Genomic DNA, 18415 nt, shown 5'->3' with positions numbered 1-18415 from the left:
TTTTTTAATGGATTTATTTAGAGAATAACGTTTTAATTTTATTACGAGTAAGTAATAAAACACCGCCTAATACAGATAGCATTCCTAGAGCCATATTGTTTGATTGCTCGCTACCAGCGTTAGGAAGTTCTTTAGCGTTATTGTTTTTAGTACCATTATCTGCTTGCGTTTGTTTAGACTGTGATACTTCATTAATCTTGTTATCAACATTTTGCTTCGTTGTATGTATCTCAGCTAATTTGTCATCAATTTTTTTCTCAGTGTGTTTAAAGTCGTTGATTTTAATATCTAAGTCTTGTTTTTTCTTTGATAAATCGTCTGAAACAGTTTGTTTTGATTGTTTAATTTCGTTAATTTTATTGATTAAATCTTGTCTAGCTTCTTGTAATGCAGCTAGTTTGTTTTTCACATCTTGTTTAGCTAGTTCTAAGTTAGCGGAAAGACTGTCTAAATTGCCTTTAATTTTCTTAAGTTCCTCTAACGTGTTACCAGTATTCGGCTTGTTTTCTTTTAACTCAGCAAGTTTGTCCTCAGCAGTTTGTTTCGCTTTCTTTAACTCAGCTAATTTTTCATCTACTTGTTTTTTTACTTCCTTAAGTTCATTAACCTTTTGATCGATGTTCTCTTTATGTTGCTTCATTTTATTCACTTTTTCATCGACAGTTTGTTTATGTTCTTTAATCTCATTAACCTTATTATCGATATTTTGCTTATGTTCTTTTACTTCAGCAACTTTATCTTCTACTTGTTTTTTATGCTCTTTTATTTCCGCGATTTTATCTTCGGCGATTTGTTTGTCTTGCTGAAGTTTTGCATCTAACTCTTGTTTATGTTGTTTAATCTCGTTAATTTTTTCATCAGCAACTTGTTTACGTTCATGTAGTTCATTCACCTTCGTATCAACATTTTCCTTAACCTTGTTAAGTTCATTGAATGTTTGATCCACGTTTTCTTTGTGTTGCTGCAATTTCGCATCTAACTCTTGTTTATGTTGCTTAATTTCAGCTAATCGATCTCCCGTACTTTGCTGAGGAGTAGCATCATTTACTTCCGCATGAGCAGAGTTTGCGCCAGCAATCATTGCTAAAGCTAGTGTAGACGCAGCGATTGTTTGTTTTGTTTTCATATTTTTGTACCTCTTTTCTTTCATATGCATGAGCTGTTTTGTGTAAAATTGAGCATATAGAAGTAGATTATCTTATCATTATATACCATGTACGATGTCTAGAGGAAGTATTTGCATAATAATCTATCATTATGGAATTCTTATAGTCTCTTATTTTGGAGTAGGGGACAAAACTTTAGCTAGATGAACAATTTCTTTTATAGTAGAGTTTACATCCTTACTATTACGAATAACGAACAAATAATCAGCCTCGTTTTCTATCGGATCGACAACATCTTCATGTTGCGATTCAGCCCGTTGTCGATCGAGTACTTCTTTGAAATTAGAATAACCACCTCTAAAAATATTCGTACTTCGTGTGCTTCGAGCTACTCTTTCGTAAAGGACATCATCTGGAATATCAAAATGAACGAGTATGCGTACATATTCATTCTGTGGAAATAATTCGTTTAGTAAATATAACCTTCCATTTTTACTGCGATTGGAGTTACTAATAATAAGGTGTAAATTTGAATGTTCTTTCGCATAATCAACAATGAATTTTGAAAGACCGTGCTTAAATGTATTAGGGCCTTTAGCCGGCTGTAATTTTTCGTAATGCGTGTTAATAAATTCAGCTTGATTATCTTGATCCATAACGAAAGAGTGGGGTAACTCTTTTTCTAATGCTCTTGCAAATGTAGTTTTTCCACTGTGTGTTTTTCCAACTCTAATGATGACTAATCTTTTCATGACGCCCTCCATTTGTATTGTTATGAACTGGAATATTCGGTGTAGATCGAAATCTTCCTGCTAGAGATTACACAAATTGTTGGAGCATTAGTAGGGTGAAAACTTGACAAAAAAACTTATTTATGCTATAATTCAACAATTTAAAAATATGGTGTATAATAGGGTTCTCCTGGCCAGGGGAACCCTATTTTTGTTGTGAAAATGAAGGAGAGTGTATGTGCGTGAAACAAGGTGAAGCAAGTGTAACGTCGTTAGTATCAGCTTTCGGAAGGGCGTATCATAGTGAATTTGATAATCCTAAAATCTTTGATGATTATGTAGCTAAAGATTTCATTTCACAAAAAGAACGTAACAATATTGAAACGAACATGGTTCAAGGGATTCACTTTTTCAATACAGACATTGCAGAGCAGTTTCAAGACAATCCAAAAGAAATATTAAAATGGATTACGCAAGTTCAGTTATCACCAACACCTTTAGTACGTGCCGCATATTGTGAAAGAGTATTACTACGTGAAATTACATTAGGAGCGAAACAATACGTCATACTCGGTGCAGGCTTAGATACGTTCAGTTTTAGACACCGAGAATTAGAAAATAAAATAGAAATATTTGAAGTGGATCATCCTTCTACGCAGGCGTTTAAGAAGGAAAGAATAAAAGAAGTAGAACTTGAAGTTCCAAATCACCTTCATTTTGTTTCGATGGATTTTACGAAAGGAATTTCCTATGAACAGTTACAGACTGAAGGATTTGAACATAAAAAGACTTTCTTTAGCCTTTTAGGTGTTACGTACTATTTAACGAAAAAGGAGCTTGCTAGTTTAATAGAGTGCTTGTTCGAGATAGTTCCAGTAGGGAGTTCTATCGTTTTCGATTATCCCGATGAAAACTTATTTACGAAAAAAGGACTATCCAATCGAGTTGAAAACATGGTGAAAATGGCTGCGGTAGGCGGAGAACCGATGAAATCATGTTATTCTTATGCCGAAATGGAAGCACTGTTAGAGAAGGCGGGCTTACTTATTTATGAGCATTTATCACCAGAGGATATAAATACATTGTATTTTGAAGGAAGAAATGATTATTTAGAAGCTTTTGAGACGGTGCATTATGTGCATGCGGTGAAGAGGTAGGAAATTAGTAGGCATGGGGAGGAATCTCTGTGTCTTTTTTTATAAAAAAGGAAATGAGCTGTAGTGGTGGAAAATATAATTATAAATATATATAAATTAATGTTTTGTAGAAACTAAAGGAAAGGGGAAATAGAAGATGTTGAAATTACGAGGAAAATACAATGAAGCAAAAGTATATACTACGAATGTAGAAGAAACGGCAGCAGGTCAAATTATTGATCTTTGTAACCAAGAATTCGTAAAGGATAGCAAGATTCGTATTATGCCAGATACACATGCGGGTGCAGGTTGCACGATTGGGACAACAATGACAATTCAAGATAAGATTGTTCCTAATTTAGTCGGGGTTAACTAATCGGCTCAGACTTTAAACTACTCACTCAATTGACTGGGAACCCTAACGATAAAAGGCGAGGGCAATCAGCAGCCAGTGGTTATGGTGACATAATCGAATGGTTCAGAGACTTGTACCATGTTAGCAGACTAAGGTACAGAATTATTCCTCATCCATTTTGAGTTGAAGAGGAATAATTAATACGGTGAGCCTACAGTAGAGACTGCATATCTCGATGACTGTAGAGAAGGTATAGTCCACACTTTCAGGAAACTGGGAGGTAAGTACGATATTGGTTGTGGCATGGAGGTTGTTATAATTAATAAGAAAAAAGAGGAAATCAACTTCGATTACTTAGACGAAACGATACGTAAATTTGTCCCAAGTGGTTTTCGTATTCGAGATAAGGAACATAGATTTTCAAAAATGATTGATTTTGATAGTGTAAGAGCCCCGTTTACATTGCAACGTGCTCAAAAAAGTATTGGTACACTTGGCGGGGGGAATCATTTTGTCGAACTGAATGAGGATGATGAAGGAAATGTATACATTGTTATTCATAGTGGTTCGCGTAATTTAGGGAAACAAGTAGCAGAGTATTATCAAAACTTTGCTTACGAGCAACTTATAAACGTTAAATCTATTAAAGAAGAAATGATTGAGCGTTTAACGAAAGAAGGCAGACAACAAGAAATACATGAAGCTTTACGTGAAATTAAGAAACCGGTGATTCGTATAGAATTAGCTTATTTAGAAGGACAAGGATTTAAAGATTACATGAATGATATGAAAATTGCACAAAAATATGCGGAGTTAAATCGTAAAGCAATGATTGATGAAATCGTCACTACAATGGATTGGAAAGTAACAGATCAATTCACTACAATCCATAACTACATCGATATGGACAATATGATTCTAAGAAAAGGTGCTATTTCAGCTCAGAAAGATGAACGAGTAATCATTCCAATCAATATGAGAGATGGTTCAATCATTGCATTTGGTAAAGGAAATCCAGATTGGAACTTTTCTGGCCCTCATGGAGCAGGGCGTATTATGAGCCGTAAGAAGGCGAAAGAAGTACTTAACTTAGAGGATTTTCAAAATACAATGACAGAGGTTTGGACTACATCTGTTGCAGAAAGTACTTTAGATGAAGCACCAATGGTATATAAGCCAATGGATGAAATTATTGAGAATACAAAAGAAACAATTGATATTAAACATATTATTAAGCCACTTTACAATTTTAAGGCTAATTAAAAGAGGAGTAACGTTTATTAAAGAAAAAGAACTTGAAAAGATAGCATATTTTGTGGCGGTTATATAACAGAGATTAAAAAGACAACATATTAAACTAAGAGATTCATCATATTCATTTACATTTATGTAATGTTAAAGACTAGAAAGCTAGATTGGCGCGAATTGCTAATTGTGGAGTGTGAAAAAAGACAAAATCTCTTAAAAAACACTTAATTTTTCATTCCATCAATCTTTACAATCTCCTCCTATAATGTGAATTGGACAAGCACCTAAGACAGAGCAGAACATGTCAGTTTGTACATTCTATTATTAGGGGGAGAATTTGTATGAAAAAGACAGTTGCTTCGTTAGCAGTTATGGCGGCATTATTACCGACTTTTTCAGTGCATGCGGAAGGGAAAGGGAAAGTTCGAAAATCAGCTACAACTTTTAATGTTATTAGTGACATTCAAGGTGATTTAGGAGATTTTGATCACGTATTAAAAGATATGAATAAAGTAACGCCACTTTCTAGAGCGCTTATTATGAATGGGGATATAACGCCGACTGGACAACAGTCACAATATGATGATGTAATGCGTGTGTTAAATAAAAATAAGCATCCAGAAAATATATGGTCTACTGTTGGGAATCATGAGTTTTATGCTGGTAAATGGACAGCAGATGGGAAACTCTCTCAAAGTACATGGCCAAATGGTGTAACTGAGGAAACTTTATTTAACCGCTATCTGAAATTTAGTGGACAAGAAAAGGTATATCATAAAAAAGAATTAGACGGTTATCCGCTTCTATTTTTAGGAACTGAAAAATATATGAAATACCACGATTCAAAAATGTGGGATGAAGTATATATGAGTGATGAGCAATTAGGTTGGTTAAAACAAAATTTAGAAGAGTACAGTCAAAAAGATAAAAATAAGCCAATCTTCATTTTCTCTCATCACGTTTTACCTGATACAGTATCTGGATCAAGACAATCACCATATTTACAAGATTATTTAAACGTGGATAAATTGTACGATATATTAAAAGACTATCCGCAAGTTGTTTTCTTCACGAGCCATACGCATTGGGATTTAAACTTACCTGACTGGGCTGGTAAAAAGAAAATTAAAGGTGGAGATGAAAAAGGTTTCACTGTTGTAAATACGGGCGGTATTGAAACAGGCTGGATGTCAGCAGGGCCAAATGGAGGAGAGAAAACTGCTCCAGATGGCTATTCATTTAAACAAGGGTTACAAGTGAAAGCATATGGTAACGATGTAATTGTGACAGCTTACGATTACAAACGTGATAAGGATATAAAGAAGTTATTAATTAGTGATTCAAAAATTGCGCAGATGGCACCAAATGTAACGGCAGATGATCGTAAAAATATAATTGTTGGTGCAACTGAATATATGGAGTATTCTATAGAAGGAACGAATGAGTGGCATACGTATAGTAAAGCAAATCCTCCGAAATTTGATGGAGATAAAGTCGTATACGTACGCCATAAAGGTGAAATGAATTTAGAGCCGGGATTAACACACTTACTTCGTTTTTCGGTAAATAAGTGATTGGAGGGAGCCCACATTTGAATGTGTGGGCTCTTTTTTTGTTGATGAGAAAGGGGTTGCCTGTCTGTCGTTTTTTGTCGATAGATCGATATATTAAGAAAATCGTTGATATATTGCAAGTTACGATAGATATATTTGAAAAATCGTTGATATATTGTAAGGAATGAACGATATATTTAAAAAATCGTTGATATAAATTTCATGTACCGTAATTAAGTTAAAATCATTAATACGGTTTTACTTATCAAAACGAAATTCTAATACATTTTTAACCGAGAAAGATGACTTCACCATTTTTACGTGTAATAATAGTAACGTTACATATATTGTGAAAGAAGTACAAAAGGAGCGTTACAATGAATTTAGCTAAATTCCCGAGAAAAAAATATACAGAATCATATACACCAATTGAAAAGTTAAACAATTTTTCTGAAGCACTTGGTGGTCCGACTATTTATTTTAAAAGAGATGATTTACTTGGTTTAACAGCCGGTGGCAATAAGACGAGAAAGTTAGAATTTCTAGTTGCAGATGCACAGGAAAAGGGTGCAGATACGTTAATTACAGCTGGTGGTATTCAGTCAAATCATTGCCGCCTGACACTTGCTGCTGCGGTAAAAGAAAAAATGAAATGTATCCTTGTATTAGAGGAAGGGCTTGAGACAGAAGAGGAGAGAGACTTTAACGGGAACTATTTCTTATATCACTTATTAGGTGCTGAAAATGTAATTGTTGTACCGAACGGAGCAGATCTTATGGAAGAAATGCATAAAGTAGCACAAGAAGTAAGTGAAAAAGGTAATACACCATATGTAATTCCAGTTGGTGGATCAAATCCTACGGGCGCAATGGGATACGTTGCTTGTGCGCAAGAAATTATGGCGCAATCATTTGAGCAAGGAATTGATTTCAGTTCAGTTGTTTGTGTAAGTGGTAGCGGCGGTATGCATGCTGGTTTAATTACTGGTTTTTCTGGAACACAAAACCATATTCCTGTAATCGGGATTAACGTAAGTAGAGGAAAAGCTGAGCAAGAAGAGAAAGTAGCAAAACTTGTAGATGAAACTTCAGCACACGTTGGTATTCCAAACTTTATCTCGCGCGACGCTGTTACGTGCTTTGATGAATATGTAGGGCCCGGCTATGCGTTACCAACGCCGGAAATGGTAGAGGCAGTTCAGTTACTTGCGAAAACAGAAGGTATTTTACTTGATCCAGTGTATACAGGTAAGGCGGTAGCGGGATTAATCGACTTAATTAGAAAAGGTAAATTTAATAAGGAAGACAATATTTTATTCGTACATTCAGGTGGTTCACCAGCTTTATATGCGAATACTTCTTTATTTGTGTAAGTGTAAAAAGCATTGGGTATCCAATGCTTTTTTGTTATATACTGGAATTATCGAGAGGTAGGAGGATGATATGAATTCAAATTTAAAATGGATTATATATACGGTACTCGGCATTTCTATTCTATTAATCTTATTTGTGGCTTATGGGGTGTATTCTTATTTTACATTTTAAAAGCGTAATGGAAGTGAACCATAATGTAATGTATGTTATAGTTTGATATGTTAATTACTTACAATACTTTCTACAAGGAGAATACATAATGAGAGCAAAGAAACTAGTAACGTTAGCAGTTCCATTTATGCTGTTAGTCGGATGCGAGGTAGGAGATAAAGATTCTACTCATAAGACTGAGCAAACTAGTAAAGTAATAACGAAAACAGTAATTTCTGAACAACAGTATCCGTACTACATATGTGAGCAAGTGGTAGAGTTCCAATTTAAGAAGGATGAACTATTACTAAACTTAGGAGAATCCTTAAAGGGCAAAGAAAAAGCAAAAGCAAAAGCTGTTTTAAAAACATCAAACGAGATAGATAAAATTTTAGACAATATGGAACACATAAAAGTACCTGATACATACAAAGACATTCACAAATCCATACAAGAAGGGGTAACAGAGGCAAGAAAAGCAACGAAGTTAATTAAGGATGCTGGTAAAGAAGATAAACAGAAGATTCAAGAAGCTACAATGAAAGGTACTGAATTTTTATCAGGTGTAGACGGAGAGCATTGGAAAAAAGCAATTTATGAGTTATCACAGGAAAACAAAGATGCTTATAGTAAGGCACTTGATAAGAAAGTAAAGGAGCACTCAAAGTAAAACAGTAACTTGTAACAATACATATCTACATAAAATTTCCGCGAATGCTATGCTAGGAAGTTAGGTGGGAGATTACTGTCCTTAAATGTGGCTGATTAAAGCTACAGCCACATTCTCCTGTTCTAATTAACTAAAAGAAGAACTTCCCCATCCCGATTAGACTACTGATCATTCCTATTCCACTCATGGTGCCTTTTCCTGCTGTAAGTAAGTTTCCAAGCATTCCTAGCTGACCGTTACCTCCGTTATTTCCCCATCCCATTGGGGCCCACGGACCACCCCATCCTGGAGGATTTCCAAAAACACCCGAGTTATTGGTATTGAAATGAAAAGGCTTAGCTGGCGGCGATAGTAAAGCTGCAAGATGACCTTGTGCGAACATCCCTGTATGACTGAATGGTTGCGCCCAGGGGAAGGGAGGTTTTTGAAAATTAAAACCTGCATGACTTGGTAATGGAGTCCAATTAGCAGGCTGACCTTGGGGCATTATCCCTGCATAATTAATTGGCTGCCCCCAAGAGAAGAGAGGGGGGTGGGGATTGAACCCCGTATAATTGGCTGATGAATCCCAACTAACTGGATCGACTCGGTAACTCCAATTCTCAGGAATCTTCAAATCATTCATTACCTCAGATGTAGTTATTTCGGGCTGTGAATATAATGAAATTTGGTTATTATATTGTTGCCCATTTCCCTTTGAATTCAAATACCAATATTGGTCCATACGCTTATTCTCCTCACTTTAAAAATGTAATGTTAGACTTAGCCTATGTAATATTCCTTTTTATGGATGGTTACATAACTAGATCTACAAGCCTGTATTTAAAGGAATGGGTGCGTGGTCTTTTTGATTTTTCTCGCTCCCTGTAAAATTCTCATTTATTTAAAGCTTCACTTTATTTTAGAAGGGGATTTTCAGTTGCTTATTTTGTGTATTTCAGCCTAATTTAAATTCCGTTAACAAACATTTTTATAAAGGTTTAATCAACAAAAAGATTTTAAAATGGTATGTTGAGCAAGTGGAATTGCTAAAAAAAGAATATCCATTCGAAGAGTTTGGCAAAATACTGCAAGGGTAATATTTTCTTGTGCAAATATGTAAACGATTTAAACGAATCAATGAAATTTATAATGAAGGGGCAATTAAATATATGAGTGAAACATTACATAAAAGAAAACCACCATATGTAATGCTTGTAATCCTTTTTATTGGGGCATTTGTTTCATTTCTAAATAACTCCCTTTTAAATGTAGCCTTGCCATCAATAATGAAAGATTTAAACATTCAAGATTATTCAACGATCCAGTGGCTTTCTACAGGGTATATGCTTGTAAGTGGTATATTAATTCCGGCCTCAGCATTTTTAATAACGCGTTTCTCCAATAGGAGCCTATTTATTACATCTATGGTGATTTTTATTCTTGGTACTGCCTTAGCGGCTGTAGCACCTAACTTTGGTTTATTACTTACTGGTCGGATGGTTCAAGCGGCAGGCTCTTCAGTTATGGGACCTTTGTTAATGAATATTATGCTAGTAAGCTTTCCAAGAGAAAAAAGGGGAACAGCAATGGGGATTTTTGGACTAGTTATGATTACAGCTCCAGCAATTGGGCCGACACTATCAGGTTATATTGTAGAGTATTATGACTGGCGTTTGCTTTTTGAAATGATTTTACCGTTAGCAATCATTAGCTTACTGTTAGGGATTTGGAAATCGGAGAATGTCATGAGACAAAATGAAAATGCAAAACTTGATTATATCTCATTACTATTATCTTCTGTCGGTTTTGGCGGTTTGTTATATGGATTCAGTTCTGCAAGCTCCGATGGTTGGACGAATAAAGTTGTCTTAACAGCCTTAATCATAGGCGCTATTGCCCTAATTGCTTTCATTATTCGACAATTAAAAATGGATGAGCCGTTATTGGATTTACGTGTTTACAAGTACCCAATGTTTGCGCTTGCGTCTGTAATTGCAATTGTCAACGCAGTGGCCATGTTTTCGGGGATGATTTTAACACCAGCTTATGTACAAAACGTCCGCGGTATTTCACCGCTGAGCTCTGGGCTGATGATGCTTCCAGGTGCGGTAATAATGGGGGTTATGTCACCAATTACAGGTAAACTATTTGATAAATATGGCCCTCGGATTCTTGGTATAGTAGGACTTTCCATTACAGCTGTTTCAACTTATATGCTGGCAAACCTGCAAATCGATTCTAGTCACACACATATTATTCTTATTTACACATTGCGGATGTTTGGGATGGCGATGGTGATGATGCCACTTATGACAAATGGCCTCAATCAATTGCCAACGCGCTTAAATCCGCACGGTACAGCTGTTAATAATACAGCTCAACAAGTGTCCGGTTCGATTGGTACTGCTATTCTTGTTACGATTATGAATTCTGTAACAAAAACAAAAGCTGAAAGTCTAATGGCTGATGTAGATCCAACAACCTTCACAGAGGCTACGAAGGCAATGTTAACTCAGAAGGCTTTATTATCCGGAATTCAATATTCATTCTATGTAGCGCTTGGCATGAATGTTGTTGCACTACTATTAGTTTTTTTCGTTAAACGTGTAGATACAAGTGCGGAAGCTGTCGAGAAGTTAAATCGATAGAGAAGAATAAAACGCTAGATAATGATTCCTACAAGTTTTTTTGCTGCTAAGGCGCCGATATTTAAAGCTGGAAAAGAGCTGAAAGAAGCAGTGAAATAATTATATAGTGAAAGAGGACCTGATGTTCATATCAGGTCCTCTTTCATTAGTAACACAGTATACTTGCTTATCATATTGGTTTAACTAGACTACTGATTACAATCTTAAGCTCGTCAACTTTTCTATTTTGGGGTGTTTTATAAGAAAATGAATCAAAATAATCGTTTTTATAAACAAATACAAGAGATGAGATCCGTTTGCAATTTCTCATAAACATTATAATTTTAGATTATCTTTTAACACCAACATTAAAAGGCTCTAATTATATTTATTCGCTTCATTTTAATTTAGTATTTTTCTACAAGTTATAAATCTAATTGCCAAGCTTATACTCAATATCATAATCATGAATAGTTAGGGAAAAGATAAAATAAGGTAATCAATTACATATCTGTATCCCAGGCAATTAGTTGCTATTTCCTCTTTATTAAATGGGATATGCTATCCCGCATTAACGGGCAGTAAGACCCCCACCTCAAAATTTAGCGGAAGCAAAGAAGTTAGGTGGGGGACCAACTGCCCGTAAAAGCCCGATTGGTTCAACTAATAATCAGTGGGGGATGAACAAAATCCCCACTGATTAAAGTTTCACTTTATTTCATGCTTTTTTGAAAGGGTGTTTTAAATGGAAAAAAAAGTATCTGCCATTCCCCAGCCGAAAACATATGGACCGCTGGGTAATCTCCCATTAATCAATAAAGATAAACCGACTCTATCGTTTATTAAGCTGGCGGAAGAGTATGGTCCCATTTTTCGAATTCAAACTTTAAGTGATGCCATAATTGTCGTTTCTGGACATGAACTGGTAGCAGAAGTTTGTGACGAAACGCGGTTCGATAAAAGCATAGAGGGTGCTTTGGCAAAGGTTCGTGCCTTTGCTGGAGACGGATTATTTACTAGCGAGACTCACGAGCCTAACTGGAAAAAAGCTCATAATATTTTGATGCCTACATTTAGCCAACGGGCAATGAAAGATTACCATGCCATGATGGTCGATCTTGCTGTACAACTCGTTCAAAAATGGGCACGGCTTAACCCGAATGAAAACGTAGATGTTCCGGAGGATATGACTCGCCTTACATTAGATACAATTGGTCTATGTGGTTTTAATTACCGATTTAATAGCTTTTATCGTGAGACCCCTCATCCTTTTATCACTAGCATGAGCCGTGCTCTAGATGAGGCGATGCACCAATTGCAGCGGCTGGATATAGAAGACAAACTCATGTGGAGAACGAAACGTCAATTTCAGCATGATATCCAATCTATGTTTTCTTTAGTAGATAATATTATTGCTGAACGTAAAAGTAGTGGAGATCAGGAAGAAAATGATTTACTTTCCCGTATGTTAAATGTTCAGGATCCGGAAACTGGTGAAAAATTAGATGATGAAAACATTCGTTTCCAAATTATCACTTTTTTAATAGCTGGGCATGAGACAACAAGTGGATTGTTATCGTTTGCAATTTACTTTTTATTAAAGAATCCGGATAAGTTGAAAAAAGCCTATAAAGAAGTAGACCGTGTTTTGACAGATCCCACTCCAACATACCAACAAGTTATGAAACTGAAGTATATACGGATGATTTTAAATGAATCGCTACGTCTATGGCCTACCGCTCCAGCATTCAGTCTCTATGCAAAAGAAGATACAGTGATTGGCGGGAAATACCCAATTAAGAAAGGAGAAGATCGTATTTCTGTTCTTATTCCACAGCTACATAGGGATAAAGATGCATGGGGAGACAATGTGGAAGAATTCCAACCTGAACGATTTGAAGAGCTGGATAAGGTTCCTCATCATGCTTATAAGCCATTTGGAAATGGCCAGAGAGCATGTATCGGTATGCAATTTGCACTTCATGAAGCCACTCTTGTAATGGGAATGCTTCTTCAACATTTTGAATTAATCGATTATCAAAACTATCAGCTGGACGTAAAACAAACATTAACGCTAAAGCCCGGTGATTTTAAGATTAGGATTCTACCCCGAAAACAAACTATAAGCCATCCTACTGCTCTTGCACCTACAGAGGACAAGCTGAAAAACCATGAAATTAAGCAGCACGTCCAGAAGACACCTTCTATTATTGGGGCCGATAATCTTTCACTTCTTGTTCTGTACGGCTCGGATACAGGGGTAGCAGAAGGTATTGCAAGAGAATTAGCGGATACAGCTAGTTTAGAAGGAGTTCAAACGGAAGTGGTAGCTCTTAACGATCGAATTGGAAGTTTGCCAAAAGAAGGAGCGGTACTTATTGTGACTTCTTCTTATAATGGAAAACCGCCAAGTAATGCAGGGCAGTTTGTGCAATGGTTGGAGGAACTAAAACCGGATGAGCTAAAAGGGGTTCAATACGCAGTTTTTGGTTGTGGAGATCATAATTGGGCTAGTACCTATCAACGGATTCCAAGATATATTGATGAGCAGATGGCTCAAAAAGGAGCAACAAGATTTTCTAAACGCGGAGAAGCAGATGCAAGTGGTGATTTCGAGGAACAGCTCGAGCAATGGAAACAAAGCATGTGGTCTGATGCGATGAAGGCATTTGGATTGGAGCTCAACAAAAATATGGAAAAAGAGCGCAGTACGTTGAGTCTGCAATTTGTCAGTCGTCTTGGAGGATCTCCTCTTGCGCGAACATATGAAGCAGTTTATGCGTCTATACTAGAAAATCGTGAACTCCAATCATCCAGCAGTGATAGAAGTACACGACATATCGAGGTATCCTTGCCAGAAGGCGCTACATATAAAGAAGGAGACCACCTTGGAGTGCTGCCAGTTAATAGCGAGAAAAATATCAACCGAATTTTAAGACGCTTTGGATTAAATGGGAAGGATCAAGTTATACTGAGTGCAAGTGGACGAAGTATAAATCACATACCTTTAGACAGTCCTGTTAGTTTATTGGACCTTCTTAGTTATAGTGTCGAAGTTCAAGAAGCAGCCACTCGTGCACAAATACGAGAAATGGTAACATTCACAGCATGTCCTCCTCATAAAAAAGAATTGGAAGCATTGTTAGAAGAAGGAGTTTACCATGAACAAATATTAAAGAAACGGATTTCAATGTTGGACCTTCTTGAAAAGTATGAGGCTTGTGAAATCCGATTTGAACGCTTTTTAGAACTTCTTCCTGCGCTCAAACCGCGTTACTATTCTATTTCAAGCTCTCCACTCGTTGCACACAATCGTCTGAGCATTACGGTCGGTGTTGTTAATGCGCCTGCATGGAGTGGGGAAGGGACATATGAAGGAGTCGCTTCTAATTACTTAGCTCAGCGTCATAATAAAGATGAGATTATCTGTTTCATTCGAACGCCACAATCAAACTTTGAATTACCTAAAGATCCAGAAACACCAATTATTATGGTTGGGCCAGGTACTGGAATTGCACCATTTTGTGGATTCTTGCAAGCGCGTCGTGTTCAAAAGCAAAAAGGTATGAACTTAGGACAAGCGCATCTATATTTTGGTTGTCGTCATCCTGAAAAAGATTATCTTTATCGTACAGAACTAGAAAATGATGAAAGAGATGGATTAATCTCTTTACACACAGCTTTTTCTCGTCTAGAGGGACATCCAAAAACATATGTACAGCATTTAATAAAACAAGATAGAATCAATTTAATTTCGTTATTAGATAATGGAGCTCACCTTTATATATGTGGTGATGGAAGTAAAATGGCTCCGGATGTAGAAGATACCCTTTGTCAAGCATATCAAGAAATTCATGAAGTCAGTGAACAAGAAGCAAGAAATTGGTTGGATCGTGTGCAAGATGAAGGGCGATATGGAAAAGATGTTTGGGCTGGTATATGAATGTTTCTTAATTAGATACATATTAACTAATGAAATTCTTTCGAATAAATTTCAATTTATTAGTATAGTGTATTTAGATGAATAGTGATTAACCGGACTATTTAGTATCTACTAAATAAAAAACAGGACCTGATATGCATCTATCAGGTCCTGTTTCACATAGACATTATACATGGATATTTTCCACACATTATCAATGTTTGTAATGTAGTTAGCCTTGTGGATCAGCCATAAAATCAGATATTATTTTTTCGATATCGAAAGGAGTAATTCCTTTATCCAAAGAAAAAATGCTTTCTGCTTCTTCGATGTCTTGAACGAGTTCACCTCTAGCTTCAATATGTAATCGGAACAAGTCATATAAATTCGGTTTAACTAAATTAGTTAAAGCCTTTCCAACTAGTATCATACCTTTTTGATTAGCCTCGATGGTATTATCATAAGTTAGATCTCTTGTAAGAGACAAATCTGTCCAAATCAATTTTCGTTCCTTTAAGTCTAAAATAACTGGAATAGAGATTTGGGTGTCGGCAGTAATATCCACTTTATCTTGAACAGTAGAAGGTTCAAATATTTCACCTGAACCAGGATATTGACGAACCATCCAACCAGTAAAGCATTCTGGTAAATCTTTATACGGTTGGTCTGTGTAAGAAAGCAAAGTCATGACTACATAGCGTGCACCATATTTCAGCACAGACGGAATATCGAAATCAATGAATTCAGATGCGCCCTTTGGTGCAGAAGTAATATCTCCGCTATGGTAGGCTTTGAAATTTTTTGAACGTAAGTTCGTGAAGGATACATGTTCTTTGTATTGCCAATCTTCGTCGTACATTGCAGCAGATAAATCAATGTCAACGCGTCCTGTATGTTGTCCATTCACATAGCCTTCTTTCCACCATAGGAAAAAACGAATCGTATCTCCTTCTGGCAAATCTATTTTACTTCCTCGAGATAATGTGCGAAGCGCTTTGCTGGCTGAACGTTGAGAGAAGGGAACTAAGTGATTTTTTAACTGTTCATCCAAAAATACTTTTCCGAGACTTGGAAGTTCTGCGAAGCAATTTTTTAAAGTATCTTCACACATTTTTACAATCATTAAACAAATATCCTCTGAGATAAATGGAAGTGTATTTTCAATACCTATAGCTTTTGCTACATTTCCCTTTGGAAAAAAGGTGCGAAATTCATTTTTATCATTTCGATGCTTAAAATGAGCCGTGAGTTGAAGTAATACAGGAGTAGAAACGTTTCCTATTATACTTAGAAAATCTTCGAGAATATTGAAAACATCTGTTGACTTATCACTACATAAACGGATTAAATGATCCAAGCGTCTGGCAAATTCCCCTGGGCGAGTTTTTAAAAGATTTTTCGCTGTCATGATATCACGATTCAACAAAGCTGCTTCTATTTTCCCATTAAATGTTTCAACTTTAATGTTATTGCGAAGAATCTCAAATGCTCGGTGGGTTTTTGGGAAACGAGTATGATATTCTGCTGGATGAAGAATTTCACCTAAACGAATCCAACGTTTTTTGTATCGAAGCATATCTTCGGTAATGTTTCCGCATTGCTCTAACAATCCTAAAAGGAAGCGTCTTTCTGCTCGGTTAAACTTCTTGAATCGAACGGAAGATGCTAAACTCACATCGCCTTCAGATAAAGCAACTGCAAGGCGAAGAACATCAGTTGCTGTTTTAAAATACTTTGCAGCAGCATCGGCTGATATTTTTCTGTTTATTAATAAAACTCCAATTATAAAAGACATATTTTCCTTATGAGGAATTACATTAGGTAGAAAACAGGAAACATCTTCAGTGTGTGTAATAGCCCATTCTACATCTGTCTTATCAGTTGAGGAAATAGAGCTGTTTGCACTAATCAATTGAGAAATCATTTGATTGAAATCTTCTTCACTTCCTAAGTTAATAACTTTCAAATCAACGCTATCTAAAAGAGGAAGTCGTTCTTCTACTTTTGATACAGGTAGGCGCAACGTCACATAATGAATAATAGCATTAATGTATAAATCAGCGTCACTTAAATCCATCATTTGTTGCGGAAAGTTTGGATACATAGGAGTAAACTGAATATGTGCACCAACCATTTCTTTTAAATGTTTTACCAACTCTTTGTAAAACGATGTGAATGTATCAACCGAAAGTGTTTGCAACTCTTCTATTAAAGGCTCGGAAAAAGTAAATCCTAAACTTTCCAAGTTTTTTAAAACAGTGGCTAAATAAATGTTCGGTAGTTTATTTTCTTCTCTTTTTATAATTACTTTCAAACTTCTTCTTATGTAAATAGAATTTTTCATGAGAACGCCAGCTATTCACTCCTTATAAAAGAGGGGAATAGTCTGACTGTCCTCCTTTCAGTGGTAGATTTTTATTTTTACATGCATAAACACACTAATTATAGAGAAATGCACTGAGGGTACATAGCTATTTTTTAGTGGAAAATTAGGGGTATAACATTTAGTTGTTAAGTGGTAATTTGTTAATTAAGAAAAGAAAACCTCTACATCAATGGTTGGTTGATAAACTAAAGTTTATTCAATCCCAAAGAAGAAAGAGGTTTTATAGTCTAATTGTTTTCATAGGAAATTGACAACTCTAAAACAATTTGAAATTTCTGGAAAAGAAGGAAGAATTGTCATAGCCTATGTGTTTAGCAGGAAAGTAACATCCCTATTTCGCCAAAGAAGTTAGAAGGAAGGAACGTCATAGCCTGCTTTATTAGTATATTCTCTTGCGAAGAGCAATTCAAGTATACTGTCTGATTTTTTATATTTTTCTTAAAGGGGAATTTTCATGTTTATCCCGCATTAACGGGTAGCCCGATTGGTGAGTGGGATTAAAGTTTCACTTTATAAATAGGGAGACCATCACATGCCCTTTTTATAATACTATTACGGGAGGATTTTTATTTTTGATATATTATACCATTTACTTAATGGTATAATATGGTATTAGTTCTATGGAATGGAGTTGAATGAGTATTATAAATACAAAAGGTGAAATTAAAAAAACAAAAAGAAAAGTATTACTAACTATAATTACTATGTTAGTAATTATAATTGGGTTTGGATATTGGAAATTTTTTAGTTTGCAAGGTGTTCCAAAAGGGGAATTCATTCGAACAGTGAAATCTCCAGATGGAAAATATCTCATCAAGACTTATTTTCATAATGCAGGATCATTAAGTGCGGATGCTGTTAGGGGTGAATTAGTTAACCTTGATACAGATTCAGAGAAAAATATATATTGGAATTATCCAGATACCGATCCATATATTGAATGGGTAAATAAGAATATTGTTAGAATTGGAGATCAAACTTTAGATATTTCACAGAAAGAAACCTATGATTGGCGTGATGATGATAAGCACGTTAAAGAAATGCCTAAACAGTTTATTAGATAAAATAAGAAAAATTAAATTTATTTAATCTTATTCGTTTAACTATAGATAGGATTATATGAGTGAAAAAGTCCATTTAGATTTTCTAAATGGACTTTTTTAGGTTTCTAGATA

The 18415-nt window shown here is 35.7% G+C and carries 13 protein-coding genes; 9 read left to right on the top strand and 4 right to left on the bottom strand.

All coding sequences use genetic code 11. The features are described from left to right. Positions 1-13: 13 nt before the first annotated feature. Entirely contained in the window at positions 14-1126 is a 1113-nt protein-coding gene (locus tag BAQ53_RS15205) for an LPXTG cell wall anchor domain-containing protein (protein WP_208905717.1), read from the bottom strand. Between the two features lie 150 nt (positions 1127-1276). After that, a complete protein-coding gene (locus BAQ53_RS15200) occupies positions 1277-1858 on the bottom strand; it encodes an ATP-binding protein (protein ID WP_151522543.1) in 582 nt (193 codons plus the stop codon). Positions 1859-2073: 215 nt separating this feature from the next. Between BAQ53_RS15200 and BAQ53_RS15195 the strand changes: the two genes are divergently transcribed. The 6 genes from BAQ53_RS15195 to BAQ53_RS15170 all read left to right on the top strand — a co-directional run bounded on the left by BAQ53_RS15195 (position 2074) and on the right by BAQ53_RS15170 (position 8323). Next, positions 2074-2994, top strand: a complete 921-nt coding sequence (locus BAQ53_RS15195; protein WP_208905715.1) for a class I SAM-dependent methyltransferase — start codon at positions 2074-2076, stop codon at positions 2992-2994. 136 nt (positions 2995-3130) lie between these two features. After that, positions 3131-3349, top strand: coding sequence for an RtcB family protein (locus BAQ53_RS15190; protein ID WP_000916247.1), 219 nt, complete (start codon positions 3131-3133; stop codon positions 3347-3349). Between the two features lie 282 nt (positions 3350-3631). Further along, complete coding sequence (locus BAQ53_RS15185; RefSeq protein ID WP_208905713.1) at positions 3632-4591, top strand: RtcB family protein; 960 nt, start codon at positions 3632-3634, stop codon at positions 4589-4591. Positions 4592-4917: 326 nt separating this feature from the next. Then, positions 4918-6150, top strand: a complete 1233-nt coding sequence (locus BAQ53_RS15180) for a DUF4073 domain-containing protein (protein WP_208905697.1) — start codon at positions 4918-4920, stop codon at positions 6148-6150. A 356-nt stretch (positions 6151-6506) separates the two neighbouring features. Further along, positions 6507-7502, top strand: a complete 996-nt coding sequence (gene cuyA / locus BAQ53_RS15175) for a D-cysteate sulfo-lyase (RefSeq protein ID WP_208905695.1) — start codon at positions 6507-6509, stop codon at positions 7500-7502. Between the two features lie 260 nt (positions 7503-7762). Further along, positions 7763-8323, top strand: a complete 561-nt coding sequence (locus BAQ53_RS15170; RefSeq protein WP_089149265.1) for a hypothetical protein — start codon at positions 7763-7765, stop codon at positions 8321-8323. Between the two features lie 130 nt (positions 8324-8453). Here BAQ53_RS15170 and BAQ53_RS15165 read toward each other — a convergent pair whose 3' ends face one another. Next, on the bottom strand, positions 8454-9047 hold the full coding sequence (locus BAQ53_RS15165; protein WP_131250137.1) for a hypothetical protein: 594 nt from the start codon (positions 9045-9047) through the stop codon (positions 8454-8456). A gap of 427 nt (positions 9048-9474) precedes the next feature. On the opposite strand from BAQ53_RS15165, the gene BAQ53_RS15160 reads away from it, so the two are divergent. Next, the gene (locus BAQ53_RS15160) at positions 9475-10953 is read left to right on the top strand and encodes a DHA2 family efflux MFS transporter permease subunit (protein WP_000005139.1); all 1479 of its coding nucleotides are present in this window, start codon (positions 9475-9477) and stop codon (positions 10951-10953) included. A gap of 724 nt (positions 10954-11677) precedes the next feature. Beyond that, entirely contained in the window at positions 11678-14875 is a 3198-nt protein-coding gene (gene cypD, locus BAQ53_RS15155) for a bifunctional P-450/NADPH--P450 reductase (protein WP_151522540.1), read from the top strand. Positions 14876-15086: 211 nt separating this feature from the next. Here cypD and BAQ53_RS15150 read toward each other — a convergent pair whose 3' ends face one another. Further along, the gene (locus BAQ53_RS15150; RefSeq protein WP_208905693.1) at positions 15087-17198 is read right to left on the bottom strand and encodes a TerD family protein; all 2112 of its coding nucleotides are present in this window, start codon (positions 17196-17198) and stop codon (positions 15087-15089) included. Positions 17199-17875: 677 nt separating this feature from the next. Here BAQ53_RS15150 and BAQ53_RS15145 point away from each other — a divergent pair. Then, positions 17876-18304, top strand: a complete 429-nt coding sequence (locus BAQ53_RS15145; RefSeq protein ID WP_208905691.1) for a DUF5412 domain-containing protein — start codon at positions 17876-17878, stop codon at positions 18302-18304. Positions 18305-18415 lie beyond the last annotated feature (111 nt).

This window comes from Bacillus sp. B25(2016b), assembly GCF_001679765.1.
Taxonomy (GTDB): domain Bacteria; phylum Bacillota; class Bacilli; order Bacillales; family Bacillaceae_G; genus Bacillus_A; species Bacillus_A thuringiensis_K.
This window is presented reverse-complemented; position numbering and strand designations above follow the sequence as displayed.

Bases quoted from the DNA above. Each gene is read 5' to 3' on its own strand.
- BAQ53_RS15185 (WP_208905713.1), top strand. From the start codon at position 3,632: ATGGAGGTTGTTATAATTAATAAGAAAAAAGAGGAAATCAACTTCGAT.
- BAQ53_RS15160 (WP_000005139.1), top strand. From the start codon at position 9,475: ATGAGTGAAACATTACATAAAAGAAAACCACCATATGTAATGCTTGTA.
- BAQ53_RS15170 (WP_089149265.1), top strand. From the start codon at position 7,763: ATGAGAGCAAAGAAACTAGTAACGTTAGCAGTTCCATTTATGCTGTTA.
- BAQ53_RS15195 (WP_208905715.1), top strand. From the start codon at position 2,074: ATGTGCGTGAAACAAGGTGAAGCAAGTGTAACGTCGTTAGTATCAGCT.
- BAQ53_RS15180 (WP_208905697.1), top strand. From the start codon at position 4,918: ATGAAAAAGACAGTTGCTTCGTTAGCAGTTATGGCGGCATTATTACCG.
- BAQ53_RS15145 (WP_208905691.1), top strand. From the start codon at position 17,876: ATGAGTATTATAAATACAAAAGGTGAAATTAAAAAAACAAAAAGAAAA.
- BAQ53_RS15200 (WP_151522543.1), bottom strand. From the start codon at position 1,858: ATGAAAAGATTAGTCATCATTAGAGTTGGAAAAACACACAGTGGAAAA.
- cuyA (WP_208905695.1), top strand. From the start codon at position 6,507: ATGAATTTAGCTAAATTCCCGAGAAAAAAATATACAGAATCATATACA.
- cypD (WP_151522540.1), top strand. From the start codon at position 11,678: ATGGAAAAAAAAGTATCTGCCATTCCCCAGCCGAAAACATATGGACCG.
- BAQ53_RS15190 (WP_000916247.1), top strand. From the start codon at position 3,131: ATGTTGAAATTACGAGGAAAATACAATGAAGCAAAAGTATATACTACG.
- BAQ53_RS15205 (WP_208905717.1), bottom strand. From the start codon at position 1,126: ATGAAAACAAAACAAACAATCGCTGCGTCTACACTAGCTTTAGCAATG.
- BAQ53_RS15165 (WP_131250137.1), bottom strand. From the start codon at position 9,047: ATGGACCAATATTGGTATTTGAATTCAAAGGGAAATGGGCAACAATAT.
- BAQ53_RS15150 (WP_208905693.1), bottom strand. From the start codon at position 17,198: ATGAAAAATTCTATTTACATAAGAAGAAGTTTGAAAGTAATTATAAAA.